The 22,348-nt window shown below is 64.2% G+C and carries 21 protein-coding genes and 1 pseudogene; 13 read left to right on the forward strand and 9 right to left on the reverse strand.

Annotation, left to right across the window (positions count from 1 at the left end):
• The first annotated feature begins 23 nt into the window (after positions 1-23).
• Positions 24-665 carry a DsbA family protein gene (locus ACMUJL_RS16755; protein WP_375572304.1) on the forward strand — a complete coding sequence of 214 codons (642 nt, stop codon included), beginning with the start codon at positions 24-26 and terminating at the stop codon, positions 663-665.
• Positions 666-986: 321 nt separating this feature from the next.
• On the opposite strand, the gene ACMUJL_RS16760 is transcribed toward ACMUJL_RS16755, so the two are convergent.
• Positions 987-1,214 carry a hypothetical protein gene (locus ACMUJL_RS16760; RefSeq protein ID WP_375572302.1) on the reverse strand — a complete coding sequence of 76 codons (228 nt, stop codon included), beginning with the start codon at positions 1,212-1,214 and terminating at the stop codon, positions 987-989.
• Between the two features lie 49 nt (positions 1,215-1,263).
• On the reverse strand, positions 1,264-1,953 hold the full coding sequence (locus ACMUJL_RS16765) for a GntR family transcriptional regulator (RefSeq protein WP_068295455.1): 690 nt from the start codon (positions 1,951-1,953) through the stop codon (positions 1,264-1,266).
• 138 nt (positions 1,954-2,091) lie between these two features.
• Here ACMUJL_RS16765 and dctP point away from each other — a divergent pair, with 138 nt between their 5' ends.
• From dctP to ACMUJL_RS16790, 5 genes are all read left to right on the forward strand, one after another.
• The gene (gene dctP / locus ACMUJL_RS16770; RefSeq protein WP_416914355.1) at positions 2,092-3,081 is read left to right on the forward strand and encodes a TRAP transporter substrate-binding protein DctP; all 990 of its coding nucleotides are present in this window, start codon (positions 2,092-2,094) and stop codon (positions 3,079-3,081) included.
• Positions 3,082-3,166: 85 nt separating this feature from the next.
• The gene (locus tag ACMUJL_RS16775; protein WP_068295374.1) at positions 3,167-3,712 is read left to right on the forward strand and encodes a TRAP transporter small permease; all 546 of its coding nucleotides are present in this window, start codon (positions 3,167-3,169) and stop codon (positions 3,710-3,712) included.
• A 2-nt stretch (positions 3,713-3,714) separates the two neighbouring features.
• Positions 3,715-5,028, forward strand: a complete 1,314-nt coding sequence (locus ACMUJL_RS16780; protein WP_416914447.1) for a TRAP transporter large permease — start codon at positions 3,715-3,717, stop codon at positions 5,026-5,028.
• Positions 5,028-6,338 (forward strand): malonyl-CoA decarboxylase, encoded by a 1,311-nt coding sequence (locus ACMUJL_RS16785; RefSeq protein WP_375572299.1) that lies wholly within the window; start codon positions 5,028-5,030, stop codon positions 6,336-6,338. Before ACMUJL_RS16780 ends, ACMUJL_RS16785 begins: the two co-directional genes overlap by 1 nt.
• Positions 6,331-7,842, forward strand: a complete 1,512-nt coding sequence (locus ACMUJL_RS16790; protein WP_375572297.1) for a malonate--CoA ligase — start codon at positions 6,331-6,333, stop codon at positions 7,840-7,842. Before ACMUJL_RS16785 ends, ACMUJL_RS16790 begins: the two co-directional genes overlap by 8 nt.
• A 6-nt stretch (positions 7,843-7,848) precedes the next feature.
• On the opposite strand, the gene ACMUJL_RS16795 is transcribed toward ACMUJL_RS16790, so the two are convergent.
• The 7 genes from ACMUJL_RS16795 to ACMUJL_RS16825 are packed head-to-tail and all read right to left on the reverse strand — an operon-like array spanning position 7,849 to position 14,540.
• Positions 7,849-8,589, reverse strand: a complete 741-nt coding sequence (locus tag ACMUJL_RS16795; RefSeq protein WP_416914356.1) for a CbiX/SirB N-terminal domain-containing protein — start codon at positions 8,587-8,589, stop codon at positions 7,849-7,851.
• Positions 8,586-8,993 (reverse strand): Na+/H+ antiporter subunit G, encoded by a 408-nt coding sequence (locus ACMUJL_RS16800; protein ID WP_375572291.1) that lies wholly within the window; start codon positions 8,991-8,993, stop codon positions 8,586-8,588. The genes ACMUJL_RS16795 and ACMUJL_RS16800 overlap by 4 nt, the downstream gene beginning before the upstream one ends.
• Before the next feature lie 13 nt (positions 8,994-9,006).
• Positions 9,007-9,279: a K+/H+ antiporter subunit F gene (locus tag ACMUJL_RS16805; protein WP_375572289.1), complete on the reverse strand. Its 273-nt coding sequence runs from the start codon at positions 9,277-9,279 to the stop codon at positions 9,007-9,009.
• Positions 9,276-9,767 carry a Na+/H+ antiporter subunit E gene (locus ACMUJL_RS16810; protein WP_068295351.1) on the reverse strand — a complete coding sequence of 164 codons (492 nt, stop codon included), beginning with the start codon at positions 9,765-9,767 and terminating at the stop codon, positions 9,276-9,278. The genes ACMUJL_RS16805 and ACMUJL_RS16810 overlap by 4 nt, the downstream gene beginning before the upstream one ends.
• A complete protein-coding gene (locus tag ACMUJL_RS16815) occupies positions 9,764-11,332 on the reverse strand; it encodes a monovalent cation/H+ antiporter subunit D (protein WP_375572287.1) in 1,569 nt (522 codons plus the stop codon). The genes ACMUJL_RS16810 and ACMUJL_RS16815 overlap by 4 nt, the downstream gene beginning before the upstream one ends.
• Positions 11,329-11,682, reverse strand: a complete 354-nt coding sequence (locus ACMUJL_RS16820; RefSeq protein ID WP_068295346.1) for a Na+/H+ antiporter subunit C — start codon at positions 11,680-11,682, stop codon at positions 11,329-11,331. The genes ACMUJL_RS16815 and ACMUJL_RS16820 overlap by 4 nt, the downstream gene beginning before the upstream one ends.
• The gene (locus ACMUJL_RS16825) at positions 11,682-14,540 is read right to left on the reverse strand and encodes a monovalent cation/H+ antiporter subunit A (protein WP_416914357.1); all 2,859 of its coding nucleotides are present in this window, start codon (positions 14,538-14,540) and stop codon (positions 11,682-11,684) included. The genes ACMUJL_RS16820 and ACMUJL_RS16825 overlap by 1 nt, the downstream gene beginning before the upstream one ends.
• A 400-nt stretch (positions 14,541-14,940) precedes the next feature.
• Between ACMUJL_RS16825 and ACMUJL_RS16830 the strand changes: the two are divergent.
• The 7 genes and pseudogenes from ACMUJL_RS16830 (at position 14,941) to ACMUJL_RS16860 (ending at position 22,302) form a co-directional block, all read left to right on the forward strand.
• A pseudogene (locus ACMUJL_RS16830) lies at positions 14,941-17,236 on the forward strand (bifunctional salicylyl-CoA 5-hydroxylase/oxidoreductase).
• Positions 17,233-17,955 (forward strand): SDR family NAD(P)-dependent oxidoreductase, encoded by a 723-nt coding sequence (locus ACMUJL_RS16835; RefSeq protein ID WP_375572280.1) that lies wholly within the window; start codon positions 17,233-17,235, stop codon positions 17,953-17,955. Before ACMUJL_RS16830 ends, ACMUJL_RS16835 begins: the two are co-directional and overlap by 4 nt.
• Positions 17,952-18,434, forward strand: a complete 483-nt coding sequence (locus ACMUJL_RS16840; RefSeq protein WP_068295340.1) for a MarR family winged helix-turn-helix transcriptional regulator — start codon at positions 17,952-17,954, stop codon at positions 18,432-18,434. The genes ACMUJL_RS16835 and ACMUJL_RS16840 overlap by 4 nt, the downstream gene beginning before the upstream one ends.
• Positions 18,435-18,436: 2 nt before the next feature.
• Positions 18,437-19,237, forward strand: a complete 801-nt coding sequence (locus ACMUJL_RS16845) for an enoyl-CoA hydratase family protein (RefSeq protein WP_068295447.1) — start codon at positions 18,437-18,439, stop codon at positions 19,235-19,237.
• A gap of 49 nt (positions 19,238-19,286) precedes the next feature.
• On the forward strand, positions 19,287-20,441 hold the full coding sequence (locus ACMUJL_RS16850) for an acyl-CoA dehydrogenase family protein (RefSeq protein ID WP_068295338.1): 1,155 nt from the start codon (positions 19,287-19,289) through the stop codon (positions 20,439-20,441).
• A 5-nt stretch (positions 20,442-20,446) separates the two neighbouring features.
• Positions 20,447-22,069, forward strand: coding sequence for an AMP-binding protein (locus tag ACMUJL_RS16855; RefSeq protein ID WP_375572278.1), 1,623 nt, complete (start codon positions 20,447-20,449; stop codon positions 22,067-22,069).
• Positions 22,066-22,302 carry an Lrp/AsnC ligand binding domain-containing protein gene (locus ACMUJL_RS16860; protein ID WP_375572276.1) on the forward strand — a complete coding sequence of 79 codons (237 nt, stop codon included), beginning with the start codon at positions 22,066-22,068 and terminating at the stop codon, positions 22,300-22,302. The genes ACMUJL_RS16855 and ACMUJL_RS16860 overlap by 4 nt, the downstream gene beginning before the upstream one ends.
• Positions 22,303-22,348: the final 46 nt, after the last annotated feature.

The following is a 22,348-nucleotide window of genomic DNA, read 5'->3' on the forward strand; positions in this document are numbered from 1 at the left end:
CAACGAAGGGATCGATAAGACAGATGTCCTCCAAACCACGTGTTGACGTTTGGTACTCCCTTCAAAGCGACTACTGCTACTTTTTGCTCGATCGGTTGATCTGGCTGTCACAACGCGAAGTCGATGTGGTCATTCGCCCAGTCTTGGGACTCGTCTTGCGGATGCCACAAGCCACCAAAGACCGGGGCATGATTGAGCAGCGCTATTTCAAGACAGACACTGAGCGGACGGCAGCCTATCTGCGATTGCCCTATGCTTACCCAGACCCATCACCTATCCAGTTTGAACCAGGTTCTGTTTGGATAGCAACACAGGAACAGCCCTTGATCGAAAGGCTCTACCGTCTTTTTGTTGGTGCAAGCCACGCGGGAAAGAGCCTGGCTTTTCTCGATCAAATTGGGCGAGGCCTTTGGAGCGGAGCCAATCCAAACTGGGACCAATGCGGATTTCTCCCCGACGGTATGGCGCATATTGGCTTACAGCATGATCAGGTCCTAGAAAGCGCCAACTGGCAAGACGTTGCTCGGGAGCTTGAAGACAATCATCACGCAATGCTCGATCTCGGGCATTGGGGTGTGCCGTTGATGGCATACCAAGGAGAGCCCTTCTATGGGCAAGACCGGTTTGACCAATTGCTTTGGAGGATGGGTATTAAAGCCGATTAGCTTTCGGAACTGGCCCCTCGAACTGTCAATCACGCTCGCTGCGAAGTGCTGCATTGCGCGCTCCCAAGTAGCGGACATTCATGAAAAACGCAGCATTGGTAACTTTGGGCTCAGAGCTGCCGATCTCTGCGATATGCGCGAAGGGCTGCTTCGCGGAAGCTGCGTCGCGGCGACTGCAGGCTGGTCGTACGTCCGCTTAGGGCCGAAAGCGGTCCTTCCTTCGAAATCCGTCAAAGTCTGGGCATTTTTCCGGGGCGAACCGTGATTTCGCCCGCATGCTGCCGTTTGAAAAAACCTCTACGTCGCCTGCGCCCTTGTCCTTCAGGCCCGGCGGCTCCGCCAGCCCAGCCAGACCGTGATCGCAAAGGCAAGAACGGCCAGCGACAGCCATATGGCGCCCGACTGCTCAAGATAGATGACGCCCGTTTCAGGGTCGAGGCAGCGACCCATCTCGTTGAAGCAGGCGCGGCGGATGTAATATTGCGTGTACCAGCCATAGGCAAGAAACAGGGACAGGCTCAGCATGATCAATGAAAGGATCGTTCGCATCTTCGCCTGTGTCTGAAAATGTCCCATCATGGGAAGGGACGGGCCGGGATCAGCCCCGCATCGCCACCAGTTGCGGGTTGGCGCGCAGGTTGGATTGCTTGTAGCTGGCCATCAGGTCGTTGAACTTGCCGCCCTGCACCGCCACGTGATCGCGCAGCACCGCCTCGGCGGTTTCGCTGTCGCCGGTTTCCAGCGCGGTCAGGATCTGGCGATGCTCGGTCAGCGACTGGATCATCCGCCCCCGCACCCGCAGCTGCATCCGTCGGAAGGGTTGCAGCCGCTTGTGCAGGCGCTGCGATTCCTGGGCCAGGAAATCATTGCCGGAGGCGGTATAGATCAACTGGTGGAAATGTTCGTTCTCGCGGTAATAGCCGTCGCTGTCGCCGGCATGGGCAGCCGCTTCGCAGGCGATCACCGTGGCGCGCACCTGTTCCAGCACATCGGGGGGGATGCGGCGGGCGGCAAGGCGGCCGCAGACGGCTTCAAGCTCGGCCATGACCTCGAACATCTCGATCATCTCGTGAAAGGCGGGGTGGCGCACGAAGGCGCCACGGCGCGGCACCAGTTCCACCAGGCCCGAGGCGGCCAGCATCTGGAACGCCTCGCGCAGCGGTGTGCGCGAGACATGGAAACGTTCGGCCAGCCGGATTTCATCCAGCCTTTCACCATCGGCGAATTCGCCGGTGACGATCATCTGTTCCAGTGCTTCGCGCACATTGTCGGCCATGCGGGTGTTCATGTGTGCAATCGTATCCCGCGGCTTGGTATTGGGCAATCGAATTCTTGTATACAAAACGTTTGACATTGGATGCAGCGCCGCGCAGGATCGTCGCGATTGCGGGAGGGAGCCCGCAGCACATCCATCTGGGAGGATAACATGACCATCAGAACTTTCGCCGCTGCTGCGGCCCTTGCGGTATTCGGAATGGGCCTGTCGGCCGCCAATGCGACCGAACTGCGCCTGTCGCATCAGTGGTCGACCGGCGATGTGCGCCACAAGGTCGCCGAGATGATCGCCACCGATGTTGCCGCCGCCAATGTCGACCTCGACATCAAGATCTTCCCCTCGCAGTCGCTGCTGAAAGCGCGCGAGCAGTACAACCCGCTGTCGCGCGGACAGGTGGACATGATCGTCTACCCGCTGTCCTATTCCGGCGGCCAGCGCCCCGAATACAACCTGACCCTGATGCCGGGCCTGGTGAAGAACCACGACCATGCCGCACGACTGAACGAAAGCCCGTTCATGGAAGAGATCGAAAAGATCATGGCCGAGGATGACATCATGATCCTGGTCCATGGCTATCTTGCAGGCGGTTTCGCGAGCGTGGGCGACTGCATCACCCGTCCCGAGCATGTGAACGGCCTGAGCACCCGCGCAGCCGGCAAGGCCTTCGAGGAAATGCTTGCGGCGGCAGGTGCGTCGATCTCGTCCATGGCCTCGTCGGAAATCTACAACGCGATGCAGACCGGCGTTCTTCAGGCGGTCAACACCTCGTCCTCGTCCTTCGCCTCGTTCCGCCTGCAGGAGCAGGTGAAGTGCTACACGCCTGCGGGCGATGTCGCGCTGTGGTTCATGTACCAGCCGGTCATGATGAACAAATCGACCTTCGAGGGTCTGAACGACGCACAGAAAACGGCGCTTCTGGCTGCGGCAGAGAAGGCCGAAGCCTGGTACCTGGAGCAGGCCAAGGCGGAAGACGCGGCCTCGGTCGAGGTGTTCAAGGCGGCGGGCGTGACCATCGCCGAGATGACCCAGGACGATTTCAACGCCTGGCTCGATCTGGCCAAGCAGAGCTCGTACAAGTCGTTTGTCGACAGCGTCCCGAATGGCCAGGCACTGCTGGACATGGCGCTGGCGGTCGAGTGATCGCCACGACCTGACCTGATCCTGTCCGGGCGGCGCGCATGCCGCCCGGACCCCAAGCCCACCCCCAAGCATCGGAGCCTGTCCCATGGCAACCCTGCCCTCTGCCCGTGCCGCCGGCACCGGCGGCTACCTGATCCTGCGCCTGATAAAGGGCCTATCGACCGTCTGCGGCTGGATCTCCGCAGTGATGATCCTGGCGTCGGTGCTGATCACCTGCCAGATGATCTTTGTCCGTTTTGTCATGGGCCAGTCCACGATCTGGCAGACCGAGGCGGTGATCTATCTGATGGTCGCGGCAACGCTGTTGGGCTTGCCCTACGTGCAGAGCCTGCGGGGGCATGTGAATGTCGATCTGATGCCGATCCTGCTGAAGGGGGCGGCGCGCAAGTATCTTGCCGGTTTCGTCCTGCTTCTGACCATCGCGGTCATCGGGGTCATGCTGTTTTACGGGTTCGAGTTCTGGCACGTCGCCTGGGAACGCGGGTGGCGCAGTGAAACGGTCTGGGCGCCGAAACTGTGGGTGCCGCTGATCGCGCTGCCGCTGGGCTTCGGCCTTTACCTGCTGCAACTTGTGGCTGATCTTGTGGCGCTGATCCTTGGCGTCGATCGCCCGTTCGGTCTGGAGGATTGATGATGGATCCCTTGTCGCTAGGCCTTCTGGTCGCCTTCATGACCATTGTCGTACTGTTCTCGGGTGTGTCCGTCGCCTCGGGACTGCTGATCGTATCCGCCGGTTTCCTGCTGATCTTTGACGGGATGCGGTCGCTCGAGCTGATGCCCGAGATCTTCTTTGGCAAGCTGAATTCCTTCGCGCTGCTGTCCATTCCGATGTTCATCATCATGGGCGCCGCCATTTCATCGACCCGCGCGGGTGCCGATCTCTACGAGGCGCTGGAGCGGTGGCTGACCCGCGTGCCGGGCGGTCTGGTGATGTCGAACCTGGGCGCCTGCGCGCTGTTTTCGGCGATGTCCGGGTCCAGCCCCGCAACCTGCGCCGCCATCGGCAAGATGGGCATCCCCGAGATGCGCAAGCGCGGTTATCCGGACGAGGTCGCCTCGGGCTCGATCGCGGCGGGTGGTACGCTGGGCATCCTGATCCCGCCATCGGTCACCATGATCGTCTACGGGATCGCTACCGAAACCTCGATCGGGCGGTTGTTCCTGGCGGGCGTCATGCCGGGCCTGCTGCTGGTCGGTCTGTTCATGGCCTGGTCGATCTATGACACCTGGCGCAACGGGTCGGCCGAAGTGCTGGCGCAGCGCAGCTATACCTTGCGGCAGAAGCTTGAGATCCTGCCGCGCGTGATCCCCTTCATCGTCATCATCCTCGGCGTGCTTTACGCCATGTATGGCGGTATCGCGACACCGTCGGAAACCGCTGCCGTCGGCGCGCTTCTGTGCCTTGTGATCGCGATGATCATCTACCGTCTGTGGTCGCCCAAGGCGCTGTGGACCATCCTGTCCGACAGCACGCGCAAATCCGTGATGATCCTGTTCATCATCGGGGCGGCGGGCGTCTTTTCCTACATGCTGTCCTCGCTTTACATCACGCAGTCCATCGCGGCCTGGATTTCCGATCTGGACGTGAACCGCTGGGTGCTGATGGGGATCGTCAACGTCTTCCTGCTGGTCGCGGGTTTCTTCCTGCCGCCCGTCGCGGTGATCCTGATGGCGGCCCCCATCCTGCTGCCGATCATCCTGGCGGCCGAGTTCGATCCCTACTGGTTTGCCGTGATCCTGACGATCAACATGGAGATCGGTCTGATATCGCCACCGGTGGGTCTGAACCTCTATGTGATCAACTCGATCGCGCCGGATATCCCGCTCAAGACCATCCTGCGCGGATCGCTTCCCTACGTGGGCTGCATGGTGCTGGCCATCGTGATCCTGTGCTTCTTCCCCGGAATCGCGACCTGGCTGCCAGACATGGTCATGGGGCCGGTCTGATGTCGCGGGGCTGGGATCTGGGCGGTTGGGCGCTGGGTGATCTTCTGTCGACCCTGTTCGAGCGCAAGCGCCCCGGCGATGTGACGGCCAGCGGCAAGCCGCTGCCGGCCCTGTGCCGCGCCCTGCTGACCGGGCAGGGCGAGGTTTCGGGGATGAAGCGCGCCGCCGAAGTGCTGATGCGCTACCGACAGGCCGATGCGGCGGAGAAGGCGGCGTTCTTCCGCTTTCTCGCCGATGAGATGGACCTTGATCCCGCCGCCGTGACCCTGGCTGCGCAGGCCTATGCGGATACGCCCGATGCGCGGCACCTGTCCGCGCTTCTGGCGGTCGCGGAACCGCCTCGTCAGGAATTGCTGCGCCGGCTGAACCAGGCCCCCGGCGGCACGGCCGAGCTTGTGGCGATGCGCGTCGATCTGATGAAACAGGCCAGGGCCGAGCCGGACCTGGGCCGTGTCGATCTGGATTTCCGGCATCTCTTCGCGTCCTGGTTCAACCGGGGTTTCCTGGTGCTGCGCCGGATCGGATGGGAAAGCCCGGCCAATATCCTGGAAAAGATCATTGCCTATGAGGCCGTGCACGAGATCCACAGCTGGGACGATCTGCGCCGCCGGCTGGAGCCGCCGGATCGGCGCTGTTTCGCCTTCTTTCACCCGGCCATGCCGGACGATCCGCTGATCTTCGTCGAGGTGGCGCTGACGCGCGGCATTCCCGGTGCCATCGGACCGCTGCTGGCCGAGGATCGCAGCGCTTTGGCCCCGTCTGAGGTGGACACGGCCGTGTTCTATTCCATCTCGAATTGCCAGGCCGGTCTGCGCGGCATTTCCTTCGGCAATTCGCTGATCAAGCAGGTGGTCGATGTGCTGGGCCGCGAGGTGGCGGGGCTGAAGACCTTCGTGACCCTGTCGCCGATCCCCGGCCTGACCCGCTGGGTCGAGACGCAGGATGACGAGACACGCGCGATCCTGGGCGATGATCCGTCCGCCCCGGATGCCGACGCGTTGCGCCGCACCGCCGCGCGCTACCTGCTGGAGGCCAAGGCCGAGGACGGGGCGCCGCTGGACCCGGTGGCGCGGTTCCATCTGGGCAATGGCGCCGAGGTGCATGAGATCCACGCCGGCGCGGACCTGTCGCCCAAGGGGCGGCAACAATCCTGCGGCGCAATGGTGAATTATCTTTACGATCCGGCGCGGGTGGAACAAAACCACGAGGCATTCGCCACCCATCAGACCATTGCCGCCGCGCGCGGTGTGAAGGCGCTGACCGGACCGGCGAAGGACCGGAAGGAAAAAGGACTGAAGACCCATGGCTAACCTGCTTTTCGATGCTTTCTTTGCGCCGCAGGCGGGGCGCACGCGCCCGTTTCTGATCCTGCCCGACGGGACCGAGATCAGCGGCGCGTCCTTTCTGGCCATGGTCAACCGCGTGGCGAATGCCCTTGTGGCGAATGGTGTGCAACCCGGTGACCGTATCGCGGTGCAGATCAACAAGTCGCCCATGGCGCTGGCTGTCTATGGCGGTGCCGTGGCCGCAGGTGCGATCTTTCTGCCGCTGAACACCGCCTATACGGCGCCCGAGATCGATTATTTCGTGGGTAATGCCACGCCTAGGCTGCTGCTGGCCGATGGCGCCAAGGCCGAAGGGCTGGCGCCCGTCGCACAGGCGCATGATGCCCGGCTGATGGTGCTGAATGGGGATGGATCGGGCAGCTTTGCCGATCTGGTGAATGCGCAATCCGACCAGTTCACCCCGGTGGAGAGGGATGCCGATGATCTGGCGGCCTTCCTCTATACCTCGGGCACCACGGGCCGGTCCAAGGGCGCGATGCTGACCCATGGCAACCTTCTGTCCAATGCCGAGGTTCTGACCCGCGAGTGGCGCTTTACCGAAGACGACGTGCTGCTGCATGCCTTGCCGATCTTCCACACCCATGGCCTGTTCGTGGCGACGAACATCTCGTTGCTGGCGGGGGGCGCGATGATCTTTCTGCCGGGGCTGAACATGGATGACATGATCCGCCTGATGCCGCGTGCGACCTCGATGATGGGGGTGCCGACCTTCTATACCCGCTTGCTGGACGATCCGCGCTTCACCGCCGATCTGACCGCGCATATGCGGCTTTTCGTGTCGGGATCCGCGCCGCTTCTGGCCGAGACCCATGTGCAGTTCGAGGACCGCACCGGGCACCGGATCCTGGAACGCTACGGGATGACCGAAACGAACATGAACACGTCGAACCCTTACGCCGGCGACAGGCGCGCGGGCACCGTTGGCTTTCCGCTGCCGGGGGTCGAGGTGGTCGTCACCGATCCGACCAGTGGCGCGGTGCTGCCGCAGGGCGAGGTGGGCATGATCGAGGTGCGCGGGCCCAATGTCTTCAAGGGCTATTGGCAGATGCCGGAAAAGACCAAGGAAGAGCTGCGCGATAACGGCTTCTTCATCACCGGTGACCTGGGCCGTTTCGACGAGGATGGATACCTGTCCATCGTGGGGCGTCAGAAGGACCTGATCATCACCGGCGGTTTCAATGTCTACCCCAAGGAGGTCGAGCTGATCCTCGACGATCAGCCCGGCGTGCTGGAAAGCGCCGTGGTGGGCGTGCCGCATCCCGATTTCGGCGAGGCCGTGCTGGGCGTGATCGTGGCCGAACCGGGCCAGTCGCCCGATCTGGACGCCATCGACCAGGTGCTGCGTGGCAGCCTTGCTCGCTTCAAGCAGCCCAAGTCGCTGAAGATCGTCGAGGCGCTGCCGCGCAACACGATGGGCAAGGTCCAGAAGAACGAATTGCGCAACCAGTTCGGTACCTTGTTCGCCTGAACCGGCTCAGACGGCGGGTCTTTCCGCCGCCGCACGCATCAATGCGGCGGCGATGAGGGCCGGAACATCCGGGTGCTGGCCGATGGGCGGCAGGATCGGGCCGTCAAATCCGGCCTCTTCCATGGCCTCGGGGATGTCACCCACCACATGCCCGGCTTCCAGCGCGAAGAAGGGCAGGCAGATGCCGTGCGCCAGGCTGCGGGCCTGATCTGCCAGGAATGGCGCCTCTTCGACAAACCCCGCAAGGATGCGCCCGAAACCCGTCAGCGGACCCAAGGCCGCAACCATCGCATGGGTGCTGTCGGCTGATGTGCGCGATACCTTGCTGCCATGGGCAGCCACCAGAAGCGCGCTGTCGGCCGGGGTGATCCCGGATGCCTTTGCGGCCTCAAGTGCGACGCGCGCCATCAGGGCGGGCAAGGCGGGATCCACGCCGAAAGGGGGGGGCTGCACCGCGCCCGTCACCCCGGCCGCTGTCAGACGTCGGGGCAGAAGGGTGCCGGTAAAAAACCCTTCCGCCATGAAAAACGGATAGATCAGCGGCTGGGACAGCCCTGCAAGCGCCTCTTCAAGCGCACCCTCGGCAGCCATGGTCGCGCCGCGCAGGCGCCAGCCCTCTGGCAGGTGATGTGCCGTGGCGGTGGCCAGCGCCTTGAGGACCACCTCCTGCGGTGCGGGATCGGCGGGCGCGCCATGCGCCACGATCAGGGCGTCGCGCGGACGCAAGGCGCGATCCTTTGCGGTCATGCGCCTTTCGACGCCTGTTCCTCGGCGATGCGCCGGGCCTCGTCGCTTTCAAAGCCTGCCCAGGGACGGTCACCAGTGGGTGGCGGCACCTCGTCGCGTGCGACATTGGTATGCAGGTTCGCCTTGGCCAGGAAATGCGCGGTGATCGGCGCCGTCAGGAACAGGAACAGCGTGATCATCAGCTCGTGAAAGCTCAGGTGCCCCTTGGCAAAGAAGAAATAGAGCATCGATGCGATCAGCACACCGCCCACACCCAGCGTGGTTGCCTTGGTGGGCGCATGCAGCCGCGTCATCGGGTCGGGCAGCTTGATCAGCCCGAAGGATCCCACCAGCCCGAAGATGCCCGCGGTCACAAGAAAGACCGCAAGGACGATTTCCTGCCAGAGTGCCATGTCTGTGCTCATGTCCGATCCCCCGTCATTCGATGATGTTGCCGCGCAGCATGAAGCGCGCATAGGCCACGGTCGAGATGAAGCCGACCATGGCGATCAGGATCGAGGCTTCGAAATAGACGGCGGTGCCTTCGATGATCCCGTAAAGCACAAGGATCGCGATGAAATTGATCACCATCGTGTCCAGCGCCAGGATGCGGTCCGGCACGCCGGGTGCGCTGACGACCCGCCAGAGGTTCATCAAGAGGGCCAGCGCGAAGCAGCCGGTGGTGAAGATCAGGGCATAGGTCAGGATCATTCGAAAATCTCCTTCAGGCGACGCTCGTAGCGCTGCTTGATCTCGTCGCGCACGGCGTCCGGGTCGGGCGCGTCAAGGCAATGCACCAGCAGGCTGCGGCCATCGGCGGCCACATCGCTGCTGACGGTGCCGGGGGTCATGGTGATGGTTCCGGCCAGCACGGTGATCGCCTCGGGGGTGCGCAGATCCAGCGGAATGCTGACCCATGCGGGATGCATCGCGGTGTTGCGGGTGAACAGGATCGTCTTGGCCACGACGATATTGGCCACGACGATGTCCCACAGCACGACAAGGATGAACTCGACGATCATCGCGGGGTTCTTCAGGCGTGGGCGGTCCGGCCAATAGGGCGCGGTGATCAGCGGGATCACGATGCCAAGGATCAGGCCGAAAACCAGCGTGCCGAGCGATACGTAATTCACTAGCATCTGCCAGACCACGACCAGCGTCAGGGTCAGCAAAGGATGAGGAAGGATGCGTCCGATCATTTCTTCGTCCCCTCCAGAGGCAGGTTTTCAGCTTCGATGGCGCGGGGCGTTTCCATGACGGCCGCGATATAGGACTGGCGGTCGAAGATCTGCGCCGATGTGTCCGACAGGAAGGCCGTCACGGGCCCGGCAAAGACGGTCAGTGCCACGATGCCCGCGACAAGGGAACCGGTCGCCACGAAGGGCAGGGCGGCAGGCGGGGTGCCCGGTCCGGCGTCGGGTGTTGCGTCCTCGGGCTGGGTTTCCACCTTCCAGAACACCAGGCTGCCCGCGCGGGCAAAGCCCACGACCGCGATCAGCGATCCGATCAGGATCGCGGCCCAGATGATCCAGACCATATCATGCGCGCGCACCGCGTCCATGACCAGCAGCTTGCCCAGAAAGCCCGACAGCGGGGGCATCCCCGCCATGGCGATGGCGGCGGCAAAGAAATAGGCGGCGATCAGCCCGTTCTGCGCGATGGCAGGGCGGGGGGCGATGGCGTCATCCTCGGACTGGCGGCGGGCGCGGACCATGTCGACGACAAGGAACAGGGCCGCACCGGCCAGGGTCGAATGGATCATGTAGTAAAGCGCCGCCGTGGTCGCCTGCGGCGTGAACAGCGCCACCGCGATCAGCAGCGTACCCATGGACCCCACCGCGGCGAAAGCCGCCAGCCGTCCAAGGTGGGTGGCACCCAGCACGCCCACCATGCCGATGACCAGCGTCACGATGGCCGCGGGCATCAGCCAGGGGCCGATGATATCGGCGGTGACCATCACATCCGGCCCGAAGACCAGCGTGTACATGCGGATGATCGCATAGGCGCCGATCTTGGTCATCACGGCGAAAAGGGCGGCAATCGGGGCCGGCGCCTCGGCATAGGTGGCGGGCAGCCAGAAATGCAACGGGATCAGCGCAGCCTTGACCGCGAAGACCAGCAGCAACAGGATCGCGGCCACGCGGATCATCGCGGTGTCATCCGCAGGCAGCTCTGCCGCCCGCAGCGCAAGGTCCGCCATGTTCAGCGTGCCGGTCACCGCGTAGATCGTGCCAAGCGCAAACAGGAACAGGGTCGATCCCAGCAGGTTATAAAGCACGTATTGCACGCCCGCGCGCAGCCGTACCGCGCCGCCGCCGTGGATCATCAGCCCGTAGGAGGCGATCAGCAGCACTTCGAAGAACACAAAGAGGTTGAAGGCGTCGCCGGTCAGGAAAGCGCCCAGGATGCCCATCAGCTGGAACTGGAACAGCGCATGGAAATGATGGCCGCGCTTGTCCCAGCCGGACCCGATGGCGTAAAGCACCACCGCCACGGCCAGGGCCGAGGTCAGGGTGATCATCGTGGCCGATAGGCGGTCCAGCACCAGCACGATACCGAAGGGTGCGGGCCAGTTGCCCAGCTCGTAGACACCGATCCGGCCGCTCATGCTTTCGATCAGCAGGCCGGTCGAGATGCCCAGCAGTCCCAGGGTCGAGGCGACCGAAAAGACGCGCTGCAGCGCGACCTGATAGCGCGCGGCCAGGATGATGACGGCCGCGATCAACGCGGGCAGAAGGACGGGGGCGATGATCCAGTGGTTCATTTGCCCGCCTCCGCGTTGTCGTCCTGGCCTTCATTCAGGTTCACATGATCGGTGCGGGCGGACAGGTAGGCGCCCAGGCCCATCAGCACCACCACCGCCGTCATCCCGAAGGAGATCACGATCGCGGTCAGCACCAGCGCCTGCGGCAGCGGATCCGTATAGGTGGGCGTCTTGTTCAGCAGCACTGGCGGCAGGTTGATCGCAATCCGCCCCGAGGCGAACAGGAACAGGTTCACCGCATAGGTCAGCATCGAGATTCCAAGGATCACCGGAAAGGTGCGCTGCCGCAGCAGCAGGTAGATCCCGGCGGCGGTCATGGCGCCGATCGCACTTGCAAGAAGGTATTCCATTACGCGTCCTTCGCCTCCTGCGGCAGATCCCGCGAGGGGTCGATATCCATGGGGTAGGGGCTGGGCCGGTCACCGGCCCGGTGGGCAAAGCGCGACAGGCTTTCCAGCGCCAGCATCACCGCGCCCACGACGCAGAGGAACACGCCCACGTCGAAGGCCATGGCGGTTGCCAGTTCGAACTCGCCCATCGGCGGGATCTGGAAATAGCCGTAGTTGCTGGTCAGGAATGGCCGGTCCGCAAACCAGGAACCGATCCCGGTGAAGGCGGCGGCAAAGACCCCCAGCGCGATGATCATGTGATAGGGATAGCGCTGGCGCGCCGTGGCCCAGTCAAAGCCGCTGGCCATGTACTGCATCACCAGCGCGATCGCCACGATCAGACCGGCGATGAACCCGCCGCCCGGTTCGTTATGGCCGCGCAGGAAGATGAAGACACCGACCATCAGGGCGATGGGCATCATCACGCGGGTTGCCACCACCATCATCAGCGGGTGACGGTCACCGGCCTCCAGCGGGTTGATCGGGCGCTGCTTCAGCCATGCGCCGACAGGGCTGTTCAGCACCAATTCCGTCATCGCGAAGATGACAAGGGCGGCGATGCCCAGCACGATGATCTCGCCGAAGGTATCGAAGCCGCGGAAGTCCACCAGGATCACGTTAACCACGTTGGTGCCGCCGCCGCCGGGCTTGGAGTTGGCCAGATGGAAGGCCGAGATGCTTTCCTGCGAGAAATCCGACAGCAGCATGGCCAGCGACAGGCCACCCACCGCAAGACCGCCCAGCACGGCGATGGTGCCGTCGCGGAACCGCCGCGCGTTGCTGCTTTCGACGGGGGAATGCTTGGGCAGGAAGTTCAGCGCCAGCAGCAGCAGGATGATCGTCACCACCTCGACCGAGATCTGCGTCAGCGCAAGGTCGGGGGCGGACATGTAGGCGAAGGCTACCGACACGATCAGGCCCACGATCCCCATCAGCACAAGCGACAACAGGCGGTTGCGGTGGTAGGCCACCATGCAGACCGTTGCCACCATCAGCAGGATCCACCCGATCAGGGGGACCGGACCGATGGCCAGAGCCTCGCGCGCGGGGGCGGGATTGGTGCCGCCGAACCAGGCCGCGCTGCCCGCAGCGATCACGGCCAGCGTGAAGACGGCGGCATAGCGTGTCATCGCGCCGTTGTGCAGGCCATCTGTCAGCGCGTTGGCCGCGCCGGTCACGGCGCGCATCAGCGCGTCGAAGATCGCCTTGGCCTCGGGGCGGCGCGCGCGGATCCAGGCGGCATCCAGCGGCCGGTGCATCGCCAGCAGGACAAGGCCGCCCACGACGGCTGCGATTGACATGAAGAGTGCCGCGTTCACGCCGTGCCAGATCTTGAGCGAGTAATAGGGCAGATCGCCCCCGATCACGGCCCCGGATGCGGTGGCCACCAGGGGGCCCACCATCAGCGCAGGCATGATGCCGATCAGCACGACCAGCACGGCCAGCAGCGCAGGCGGCGCCCACATGCCGAAACCGGGATCATGCGGCTTGGCCGGATAATCGTCGCGCTTGGGGCCAAGGAAGGTGTGCACGATCAGGCGGAACGAATAGGCGACCGAGAAAAGCGCGCCCAGCGTCGCCAGCGCAGGCACCAGCCAGTGGTTGCCGTTCCACGCCGCCTCGGTGGCCGCGTCCAGCATCATTTCCTTGGACAGGAAGCCGTTGAACAGCGGGATGCCGGCCATCGACAGGCCCGCCACCATCACGATGGTAAATGTCACGGGCATCAGGTGGCGCAATCCGCCAAGACGCTTGATGTCGCGGGTATGGGTCTCGTGATCGACGATGCCCGCGCTCATGAACAGTGCCGCCTTGAAGGTGGCATGGTTGATGATGTGGAACACCGCGACAACGGCCGCGAAAGGCGTGCCGAAGCCCAGCAGCATCGTGATCAGACCCAGGTGCGAGACCGTGGAAAACGCCAGAAGCGCCTTGAGGTCATCCTTGAACAGCGCAATCACCGCGCCAAGCACCATGGTGATCAGGCCCGTGGTGGCGACGATGTAGAACCATTCGGGCGTGCCCGCCAGCACCGGCCAGAGCCGCGCCATCAGGAACAGCCCCGCCTTCACCATCGTGGCCGAATGCAGGTAGGCCGACACGGGCGTGGGGGCCGCCATCGCGTGCGGCAGCCAGAAATGGAAGGGGAATTGCGCGGATTTGGTAAAGCAGCCCAGCAGGATCAGGATCAGCGCGGGCAGGTAAAGGGGGCTTGCCTGGATCAATTCCTTGTTTTGCAGGATCACGGTCAGGTCGTAGCTGCCCACGATATTGCCCAGGATCAGCATGCCCCCGATCAGCGCCAGGCCACCCATGCCGGTCACGGCCAGCGCCATGCGCGCCCCCTGCCGCCCTTCGGGCAGGTGTTTCCAGTAGCCGATCAGCAGGAAGGACGACAGAGAGGTCAGTTCCCAGAAGATCAGCAACATCAGCACGTTGTCAGACAGAACGATGCCCACCATCGCACCCTGAAACAGCAGCAGATAGGTGTAGAACTGCCCCATCGGGTCCTGCCGCGACAGGTAGAACCGCGCATAGATGATGATCAGAAGCCCGATGCCAAGGATCAGCCCGGCAAACAGCAGGCCCAGACCGTCCAGAAAGAAGTTCGCGTTCAGCCCCAGCAGCGGCATCCATTCCAGCTGGTACTGGATCACCTCGCCGCGCATCACGGCGGGCGCGTGGACCAGTAGGCCGATCAGCGCGGTCAGCGTGACCGAGGCCGTGGCCCAGGCGCAGGCTGTCCGCCCGGAACGGATCATCAGGCCGGGCAGAAGCGCGCCGAGGAACGGAAGGGCAGCGATGAGGATCAAAGACACGTGTTGGGCTCCCTGGTCGACCTGTCATACCGTTGGCGGCAATGCGGTTGCGCCGTTTTAAAGAGGTTGAAACCCGGTGTGCAACACGGTTTCGCCCTGACCGGTGCAGGGAGCCCCTCAAACCGGCATATTCACTTCAAAAACTGGCATCGAATGCGCGCTGGGCCTTATTTGGGCCACCGGCTGGGCCAAACAATAGGTTGGCCGGCGATTTTCATGCGGTTGTGGCATGCTTGACGCAGCGTAAGCTTGTGCCTTTCCCATCAGGACGGATGGCTGCGGGCTCATCGGATGCCTGCCCTGTTTGCGGCAAATATATTTCAAACCTAAAACATTTAGGCTTGAAATATATTTCAGCCCCGATAGGCTTTGCCTGTGACATCATCGAAGGAGGCGCGGCATGAACATTGCATGTCTTGGGGGCGGTCCGGCAGGGCTCTATTTCGCCATCTCGATGAAACTGCGCCAGCCTGACGCGCAGATCACCGTGTTCGAACGGAATCGCCCGAATGATACCTTCGGCTGGGGTGTGGTCCTGTCTGACGATGCGCTTCAGAACCTTGAAGCCAATGACCCGGTCAGCGCGGCCACGATCCGCAGGAATTTCGCCTATTGGGACGATATCGCCGTGGTGCATGACGGGCATCGCACCGTGTCGGGCGGGCATGGCTTTGCCGGGATCGGGCGGATGAAGCTGCTGACGATCATGCAGGAACGCGCGGCGGAGCTGGGTGTCGACCTGCAGTTCGAAACCGAGGTGGGCCCGGTCGAGGATTACGCAAGCCGATACGATCTGGTGGTGGCGGCGGACGGGTTGAACAGCCGCGTGCGCAGCCAGTGGGCGGAGCATTTCAAGCCGGATGTGGACACCCGCCTGTGCAAGTTCATCTGGCTGGGCACGCATCAGAAATTCGACGATGCGTTCACCTTTATCTTCGAAAAGACGCAGCATGGCTGGGTCTGGGCCCATGCCTATCAGTTCGACGACAAGACCGCGACCTTCATCGTGGAAAGCACGCAGGCAACATGGGATGCCTGGGGCTTTGCCGAGATGACCAAGGAAGAAACGGTCGAAACATGCCGCAAGATATTCGAGGGGCATCTGGGCGGGCATGACCTGATGTCGAATGCCAATCATCTGCGGGGATCGGCTGTCTGGATCAACTTCCCGCGCGTGAATTGCGCGCACTGGCACCATCAGAACGTGGTGCTGATGGGGGATGCCGCCGCGACGGCGCATTTTTCGATCGGGTCGGGGTCGCGGTTGGCGCTGGACAGCGCGATCGCGCTGGCGACCTATCTGGATACCGAACCCACGCTGGAACAGGCTTTCGTCAAATATCAGGACGAGCGGCGGCTGGACGTGCTGCGCCTGCAATCGGCGGCGCGCAATTCGCTGGAATGGTTCGAGGAGGTGGAGCGGTATCTGGATCTTGATCCGGTGCAGTTCAACTACTCGCTGCTGACGCGCAGCCAGCGGATCAGCCACGAGAACCTGCGCCTGCGGGACCCGGAATGGCTGGCCTCGGCGGAACGCTGGTTCCAGACGCAGGCGGGTGTGCCCGCCGATGCAGCGCTGCGCGCGCCGATGTTCGCGCCGTTCCGGTTGCGCGACATGGACTTGGTCAACCGGATCGTGGTGTCACCGATGGCGCAATACAAGGCGGTGGATGGCTGCCCGACCGATTGGCATTTCGTGCATTACGCCGAACGCGCCAAGGGCGGCGCGGGGCTGGTCTACACGGAAATGACCTGCGTGTCGGCTGATGGCCGGATCACGCCGGGCTGTCCGGGCCTCTATGCGCCCGCGCATGAGGCTGCCTGGCGGCGGTTGGTGGATTTCACCCATGCCGAGACGCAAGCGAAGATCTGCTGCCAGATCGGCCATGCGGGGCGCAAGGGATCAACGCAGCTTGGCTGGGAAAAGATGGATGCGCCGCTGGCGACAGGCAATTGGGATCTGATCTCGGCCTCGGCCATTCCATGGAGCAAGGACAACGCCGTGCCGCGTGAGATGACCCGCGCCGACATGGACCGGGTGACGGCGGAATTCGTGGCGGCCGCGCAGATGGCGGATCGCGCGGGGTTCGACATGATCGAACTGCACGCGGCGCATGGGTACCTTGTGTCGTCCTTCATCTCGCCCTTGTCGAATGTCGGGTGGATGAATACGGCGGGAGTCTGGAAAACCGGATGCGCTGGCCCTGGAGGTGTTTGGCGCGATGCGGGCGGCCTGGCCGGCGGCCAAGCCGATGTCGGTCAGGATTTCCGCCAATGACTGGGCGGGCGACGATGGTGTGACCCCGGCCGAGGCGGTCGAGATCGCGCGGATGTTCCATGCGGCGGGGGCGGATATCATCGACGTCTCGGCGGGCCAGACATCGACGGACGCGCGGCCCGTCTACGGGCGCATGTTCCAGACCCCCTTCAGCGATCGCATCCGCAACGAGGTCGGTCTGGCGACGATGGCGGTGGGCAATATCTACGAGCCCGATCACGTGAATTCGATCCTGATGGCGGGGCGGGCCGACCTGGTGTGCCTTGCGCGGCCGCATCTGGCCGATCCCTACTGGACGCTGCATGCCGGGGTTGCGCTGGGTGACCGCCAGACGCACTGGCCGCTGCCCTACCTCGCGGGGCGGGATCAGGCGATGCGGCTGGCCGAGCGTGGCGCCGAACAGGTGGGCAAGGTATGAGCCGGCGCGTTCTGGTCACAGGTGGCGGATCAGGCATCGGGCGGGCGGTGGCGCGGGCCTTTGCGGCGACGGGCGACCGGGTAACCATCACCGGGCGGCGTCTGGCCGCGCTTGAAGAGACGGCGCAGGGTTTCGACATGACCTGTCGCACCGCCGATGTGACCGATGAGGCGCAGGTGCAGGCCCTGTTCGATGCCCCTTATGACGTGGTGATCGCCAATGCGGGCGGCGGGGTGGCGGGCAAGCTGCGCGGTGTCAGCCTGACCGATTGGAACGCCACGCTTGCGGTGAACATGACGGGCACGTTCCTGCTGTTCCGCGAGGCGTTGCGCGGCATGGGGGCGGGCGGGCGGCTGATCGCCATGGCCTCGACCGCCAGCCTCAAGGGCGGTGCGACAGTTCCGGCCTATGCGGCGGCCAAGCATGGCGTGCTGGGGCTGGTGCGCTCCGTCGCCCTGGATGTGGCGGGCAAGGGCATCACCTGCAACGCGGTCTGCCCCGGTTTCGTCGATACCGACCTGGCCGAGGCGGCCATCAGCGCGGTGCAGAAACGGTTCGACCTGACCCGCGCGGCGGCGCTGGCCGAGGTGGTCAGCGACAATCCGATGGGGCGGCTGATCGCCCCTGACGAGGTGGTGGCGGCGGTGATGTTCCTGGCGTCGCCCGGCGCATCCATGGTGAACGGTCATGCATTGAGCGTGTCGGGGGGCGAGATATGAGCAGCACACCACAGATCAGGCTGGCCGAGCAGGGATCCAAACAGCGCCTGCGCCTGTGGCTGCGGCTGCTGGCGGTCACCCGCAAGATCGAGGCGGAGCTGCGCGAACGCATGCGCATGGAATTCGACAGCACCTTGCCGCGTTTCGACGTGATGGCGGCGCTGAGCCGGCATGATCAGGGCCTGCGGATGAGCGCGCTGTCCGGGGTGCTGCGGGTGTCGAACGGCAATGTCACGGGCATCGTGGACCGGCTGGCCGAGGATGGGCTGGTCATGCGCGTGCCGGTGGCGGGCGACCGGCGCGCCACGCTGGTGCGGCTGACCGCCAAGGGCGCCGAGGTCTTTGCCCGCCAGGCCACCGAGCACGAGGCCTGGATCGACGCGATGCTGGCCGAACTCAGCCCCGAGGAGGCGCGCAGCTATGCCGCGCGGCTCAGGACGCTGGCGCAGAAACTTGACGACAAGGGAGCAACCGAATGACGATGCGGACCGATGTGCAACATTTCCTGTGCCGGATAGAAGGCGGCATCGCCACCATCGCGCTGGACCGGCCCGAGCGGAAGAACCCGCTGACCTTTGACAGCTATGCCGAATTGCGCGACTGGTTCCGCGACCTTGTCTATGCCGATGACGTCAAGGCGGTGGTCTTTGCCTCGAACGGTGGCAATTTCAGTTCGGGCGGGGATGTGCATGACATCATCGGCCCGCTGACCGGGATGAGCATGAAGGAGCTGCTGGCCTTCACGCGGATGACAGGCGATCTGGTCAAGGCGATCGTGAACTGCGGCAAGCCGGTGATCGCGGCGGTGGATGGCATCTGCGTGGGCGCGGGGGCGATCATCGCCATGGCCTCGGACCTGCGGATCGGCACGCCCGAGGCCAAGACCGCGTTTCTGTTCACCCGCGTCGGCCTTGCGGGCTGCGACATGGGCGCCTGTGCGATCCTGCCGCGCATCATCGGGCAGGGGCGCGCGGCGGAACTGCTTTATACCGGGCGCGTCATGACGGCCGAGGAGGCCGAGAGATGGGGCTTCTTCAACCGGCTGGTGCCGGGGGACGGGCTGGCGGAGGCCGCGCAGGAGATGGCCACGCGCATCGCGGCGGGGCCGAACTTCGGGCATATGATGACCAAGACCATGCTGGCGCAGGAATGGTCGATGTCGATCGACCAGGCCATAGAGGCCGAGGCGCAGGCGCAGGCGATCTGCATGCAGACGCAGGATTTCACAAGGGCCTACGAGGCCTTCGTTGCGAAGGAAAAGCCCGTCTTCGCGGGGGATTGAGCGATGGATTCGGATATTTTTGGCAAGAAGAAACAGGGGACGGTGCGTCATGGCTGATCGGTCGTTTCTGGACTGGCCGTTCTTCGAGGATCGGCACCGGGCTCTGGCCGTGGCGCTGGACCGCTGGTGCGCGGCGCATCTGGGCGGCGTGGATCATGCCGATACGGACGCGGCCTGCCGGTCGCTGGTGGCGATGCTGGGGCAGGGCGGGTGGCTGATGCATTCCGGGGCCATGGAGGGCGCACTGGATGTGCGTACGCTTTGCCTGATCCGTGAAACGCTGGCGCGCCATGACGGTCTGGCGGATTTCGCCTTTGCCATGCAGGGGCTGGGCACCGGGGCGCTGTCGCTGTTCGGCACCGATCACCAGAAAGCCGAGTGGCTGGCGCGGACGCGCGAAGGCCGCGCGATTTCCGCCTTTGCGCTGACCGAGCCGCAATCGGGATCGGATGTGGCCAGTTCGACCATGACGGCCGAAGCAGATGGGGACGGGTTTGTCCTGAACGGCGAGAAGACGTGGATTTCCAACGGCGGGATCGCCGATGTCTATACCGTCTTTGCCCGCAGCGGCGAGGCGCCGGGCGCGCGCGGGCTGTCGGCATTCGTGGTGCCTGCGGGCCTGCCGGGGTTCGAAGTGGTCGAGCGGTTGGAGACAATCGCGCCGCATCCGCTGGCAAGGCTGCGCTTTGACGGGGTGCGGGTGCCGGGTTCTGCGCTGATCGGGGCGCGGGGGCAGGGGTTCCGCATCGCCATGTCGGTGCTGGATGTGTTCCGGTCCACCGTCGCCGCGGCGGCGCTGGGCTTTGCGCGGCGCGCGCTGGACGAGGCCTTGGCCCGCGTGCAGGCCCGGCAGGTGCAGGGCGCGCCGCTGTTCGATCTGCAGATGGTTCAGGGGCATGTCGCGGATATGGCGCTGCGCGTCGATGCGGCGGCGCTGCTGGTTTACCGCGCGGCATGGGCCAAGGATGCAGGTGCCGCGCGCGTGACGCGCGAGGCGGCCATGGCCAAGCTTTATGCCACGGACGAGGCGCAGAAAGTGATCGACATGGCGGTGCAGTTGCACGGCGGCGACGGGGTGCGATCGGGTGCCGTGGTCGAACGGCTTTACCGCGAGATCCGCGCGCTCAGGATCTACGAGGGCGCGTCCGATGTGCAGCGCGTCGTCATCGCGCGGCAGGCCATGGGAGCTTTTCAGGGGGAGTGATGCAGATGCTGGGACCAAGCGCGCATGTGGATACCTTCACGCGGGACAACCTGCCGCCCCGCGCGCAATGGCCCGATCTGTTGCTGGAGGGGTTCGATTATCCCGAACGGCTGAACGCCGCGGTGGAACTGACCGATGCCATGGTGGCGCGCGGTTTCGGCGACCGCACGGCCCTGATCGGCAACGGGCGCAGGCGGACCTACAAGGAGCTGGCGGACTGGACCAACCGCCTGGCGCATGCGCTGGTCGATGATCTGGGGGTGAAGGCCGGGAACCGGGTACTGATCCGGTCTGCCAACAATCCCGCAATGGTGGCCTGCTGGCTGGCCGCGACCAAGGCGGGGGCGGTGGTGGTGAACACCATGCCGATGCTGCGGGCGGGCGAGTTGACCAAGATCGTCGACAAGGCCGAGATCACCCATGCCCTGTGCGACACGCGGCTGATGGAGGAGATGGAGGCTTGCGCGGCGGGATCGCGGTTTCTGACCCGCGTGACGGGGTTCGACGGCACGTCGAACCATGATGCCGAACTGGACCGGCTGGCCTTGGAAAAGCCCGTGCAGTTCGAGGCCGTGCCGACGGGGCGCGATGACGTGGCACTTCTTGGCTTCACATCGGGGACCACGGGCGCGCCGAAGGCCACGATGCATTTTCACCGGGATCTGCTGATCATCGCGGATGGCTATGCGCGCGAGGTTCTGGGCGTGACGCCCGAGGATGTGTTCGTGGGCTCGCCGCCCTTGGCCTTCACCTTCGGGCTGGGCGGGCTTGCGGTGTTTCCCTTGCGCTTTGGCGCGGCGGCGACCCTGCTGGAAAACGCCTCGCCCCCCAACATGATCGAGATCATCCAGAAATACCGCGCGACGGTGTGCTTTACGGCGCCGACCGCCTATCGCGCGATGCTGGCGGCGATGGAGCAGGGGGCGGATCTGTCATCCTTGCGTGCCGCCGTATCCGCCGGTGAGACCCTGCCCGCGCCGGTTTACGCCGAATGGATGGCCAAGACCGGCAAGCCGATGCTGGACGGGATCGGGGCGACGGAACTCCTGCATATCTTCATCACCAACCGCTTTGACGATCATCGCCCGGCCTGCACCGGCAAGCCGGTGCGGGGATACGAGGCAAAGGTGATCGGCGAGGACGGGGCCGAGGTGGCGCGCGGCACGGTCGGCCGGTTGGCGGTGCGCGGACCCACGGGGTGCCGCTATCTGGCCGATGACCGCCAGGCGGCCTATGTGCAGGATGGCTGGAACGTGACGGGCGACGCCTTTGTCATGGACGAGGACGGATACCTGCATTTCGCCGCGCGCAACGACGACATGATCATCTCGTCCGGGTACAACATCGCCGGCCCCGAGGTCGAGGCGGCGCTGCTGTCGCATACGCATGTGGCCGAATGCGCCGTCATCGGCGTGCCCGACGCCGAGCGCGGCGCCATCGTGCAGGCCCATGTGGTGCTGCGCGACGGGGCCGCGGCGTCGGAGGCCACGGCCAAGGCGCTGCAGGATCACGTCAAGGCGCAGATCGCACCCTACAAATATCCGCGCCGCATCGTCTTTTGCGAAGGTCTGCCGAAGACCGAAAGCGGCAAGATCCAGCGTTTCCGCCTGAAGGAGGCGCGGCCATGACCTGCGTCTTCGTCCAGGTCCGTTGCAAGCCGGGCCTGACCTATCGCGTGGCCGAACAGATCGTTCTGCGCGAGATTCATTCCGAGCTTTACTCGACATCCGGCGCGTTTGATCTTCTGATGAAGCTGTATATTCCTGAAGGGGCCGATGTGGGCAAATATATCAATGATCACCTGCTGGACATTCCCGGAATTGAACGCACCCTGACCACGCCGACATTCAAGGCGTTCTGAACGACAAAAAGCAAAAGCCCAAACGGGCCAACACGGAGGAAAGACA

Origin of the sequence: Seohaeicola sp., assembly GCF_048006315.1 — a bacterium.
Taxonomy (GTDB): Bacteria; Pseudomonadota; Alphaproteobacteria; order Rhodobacterales; family Rhodobacteraceae; genus Seohaeicola.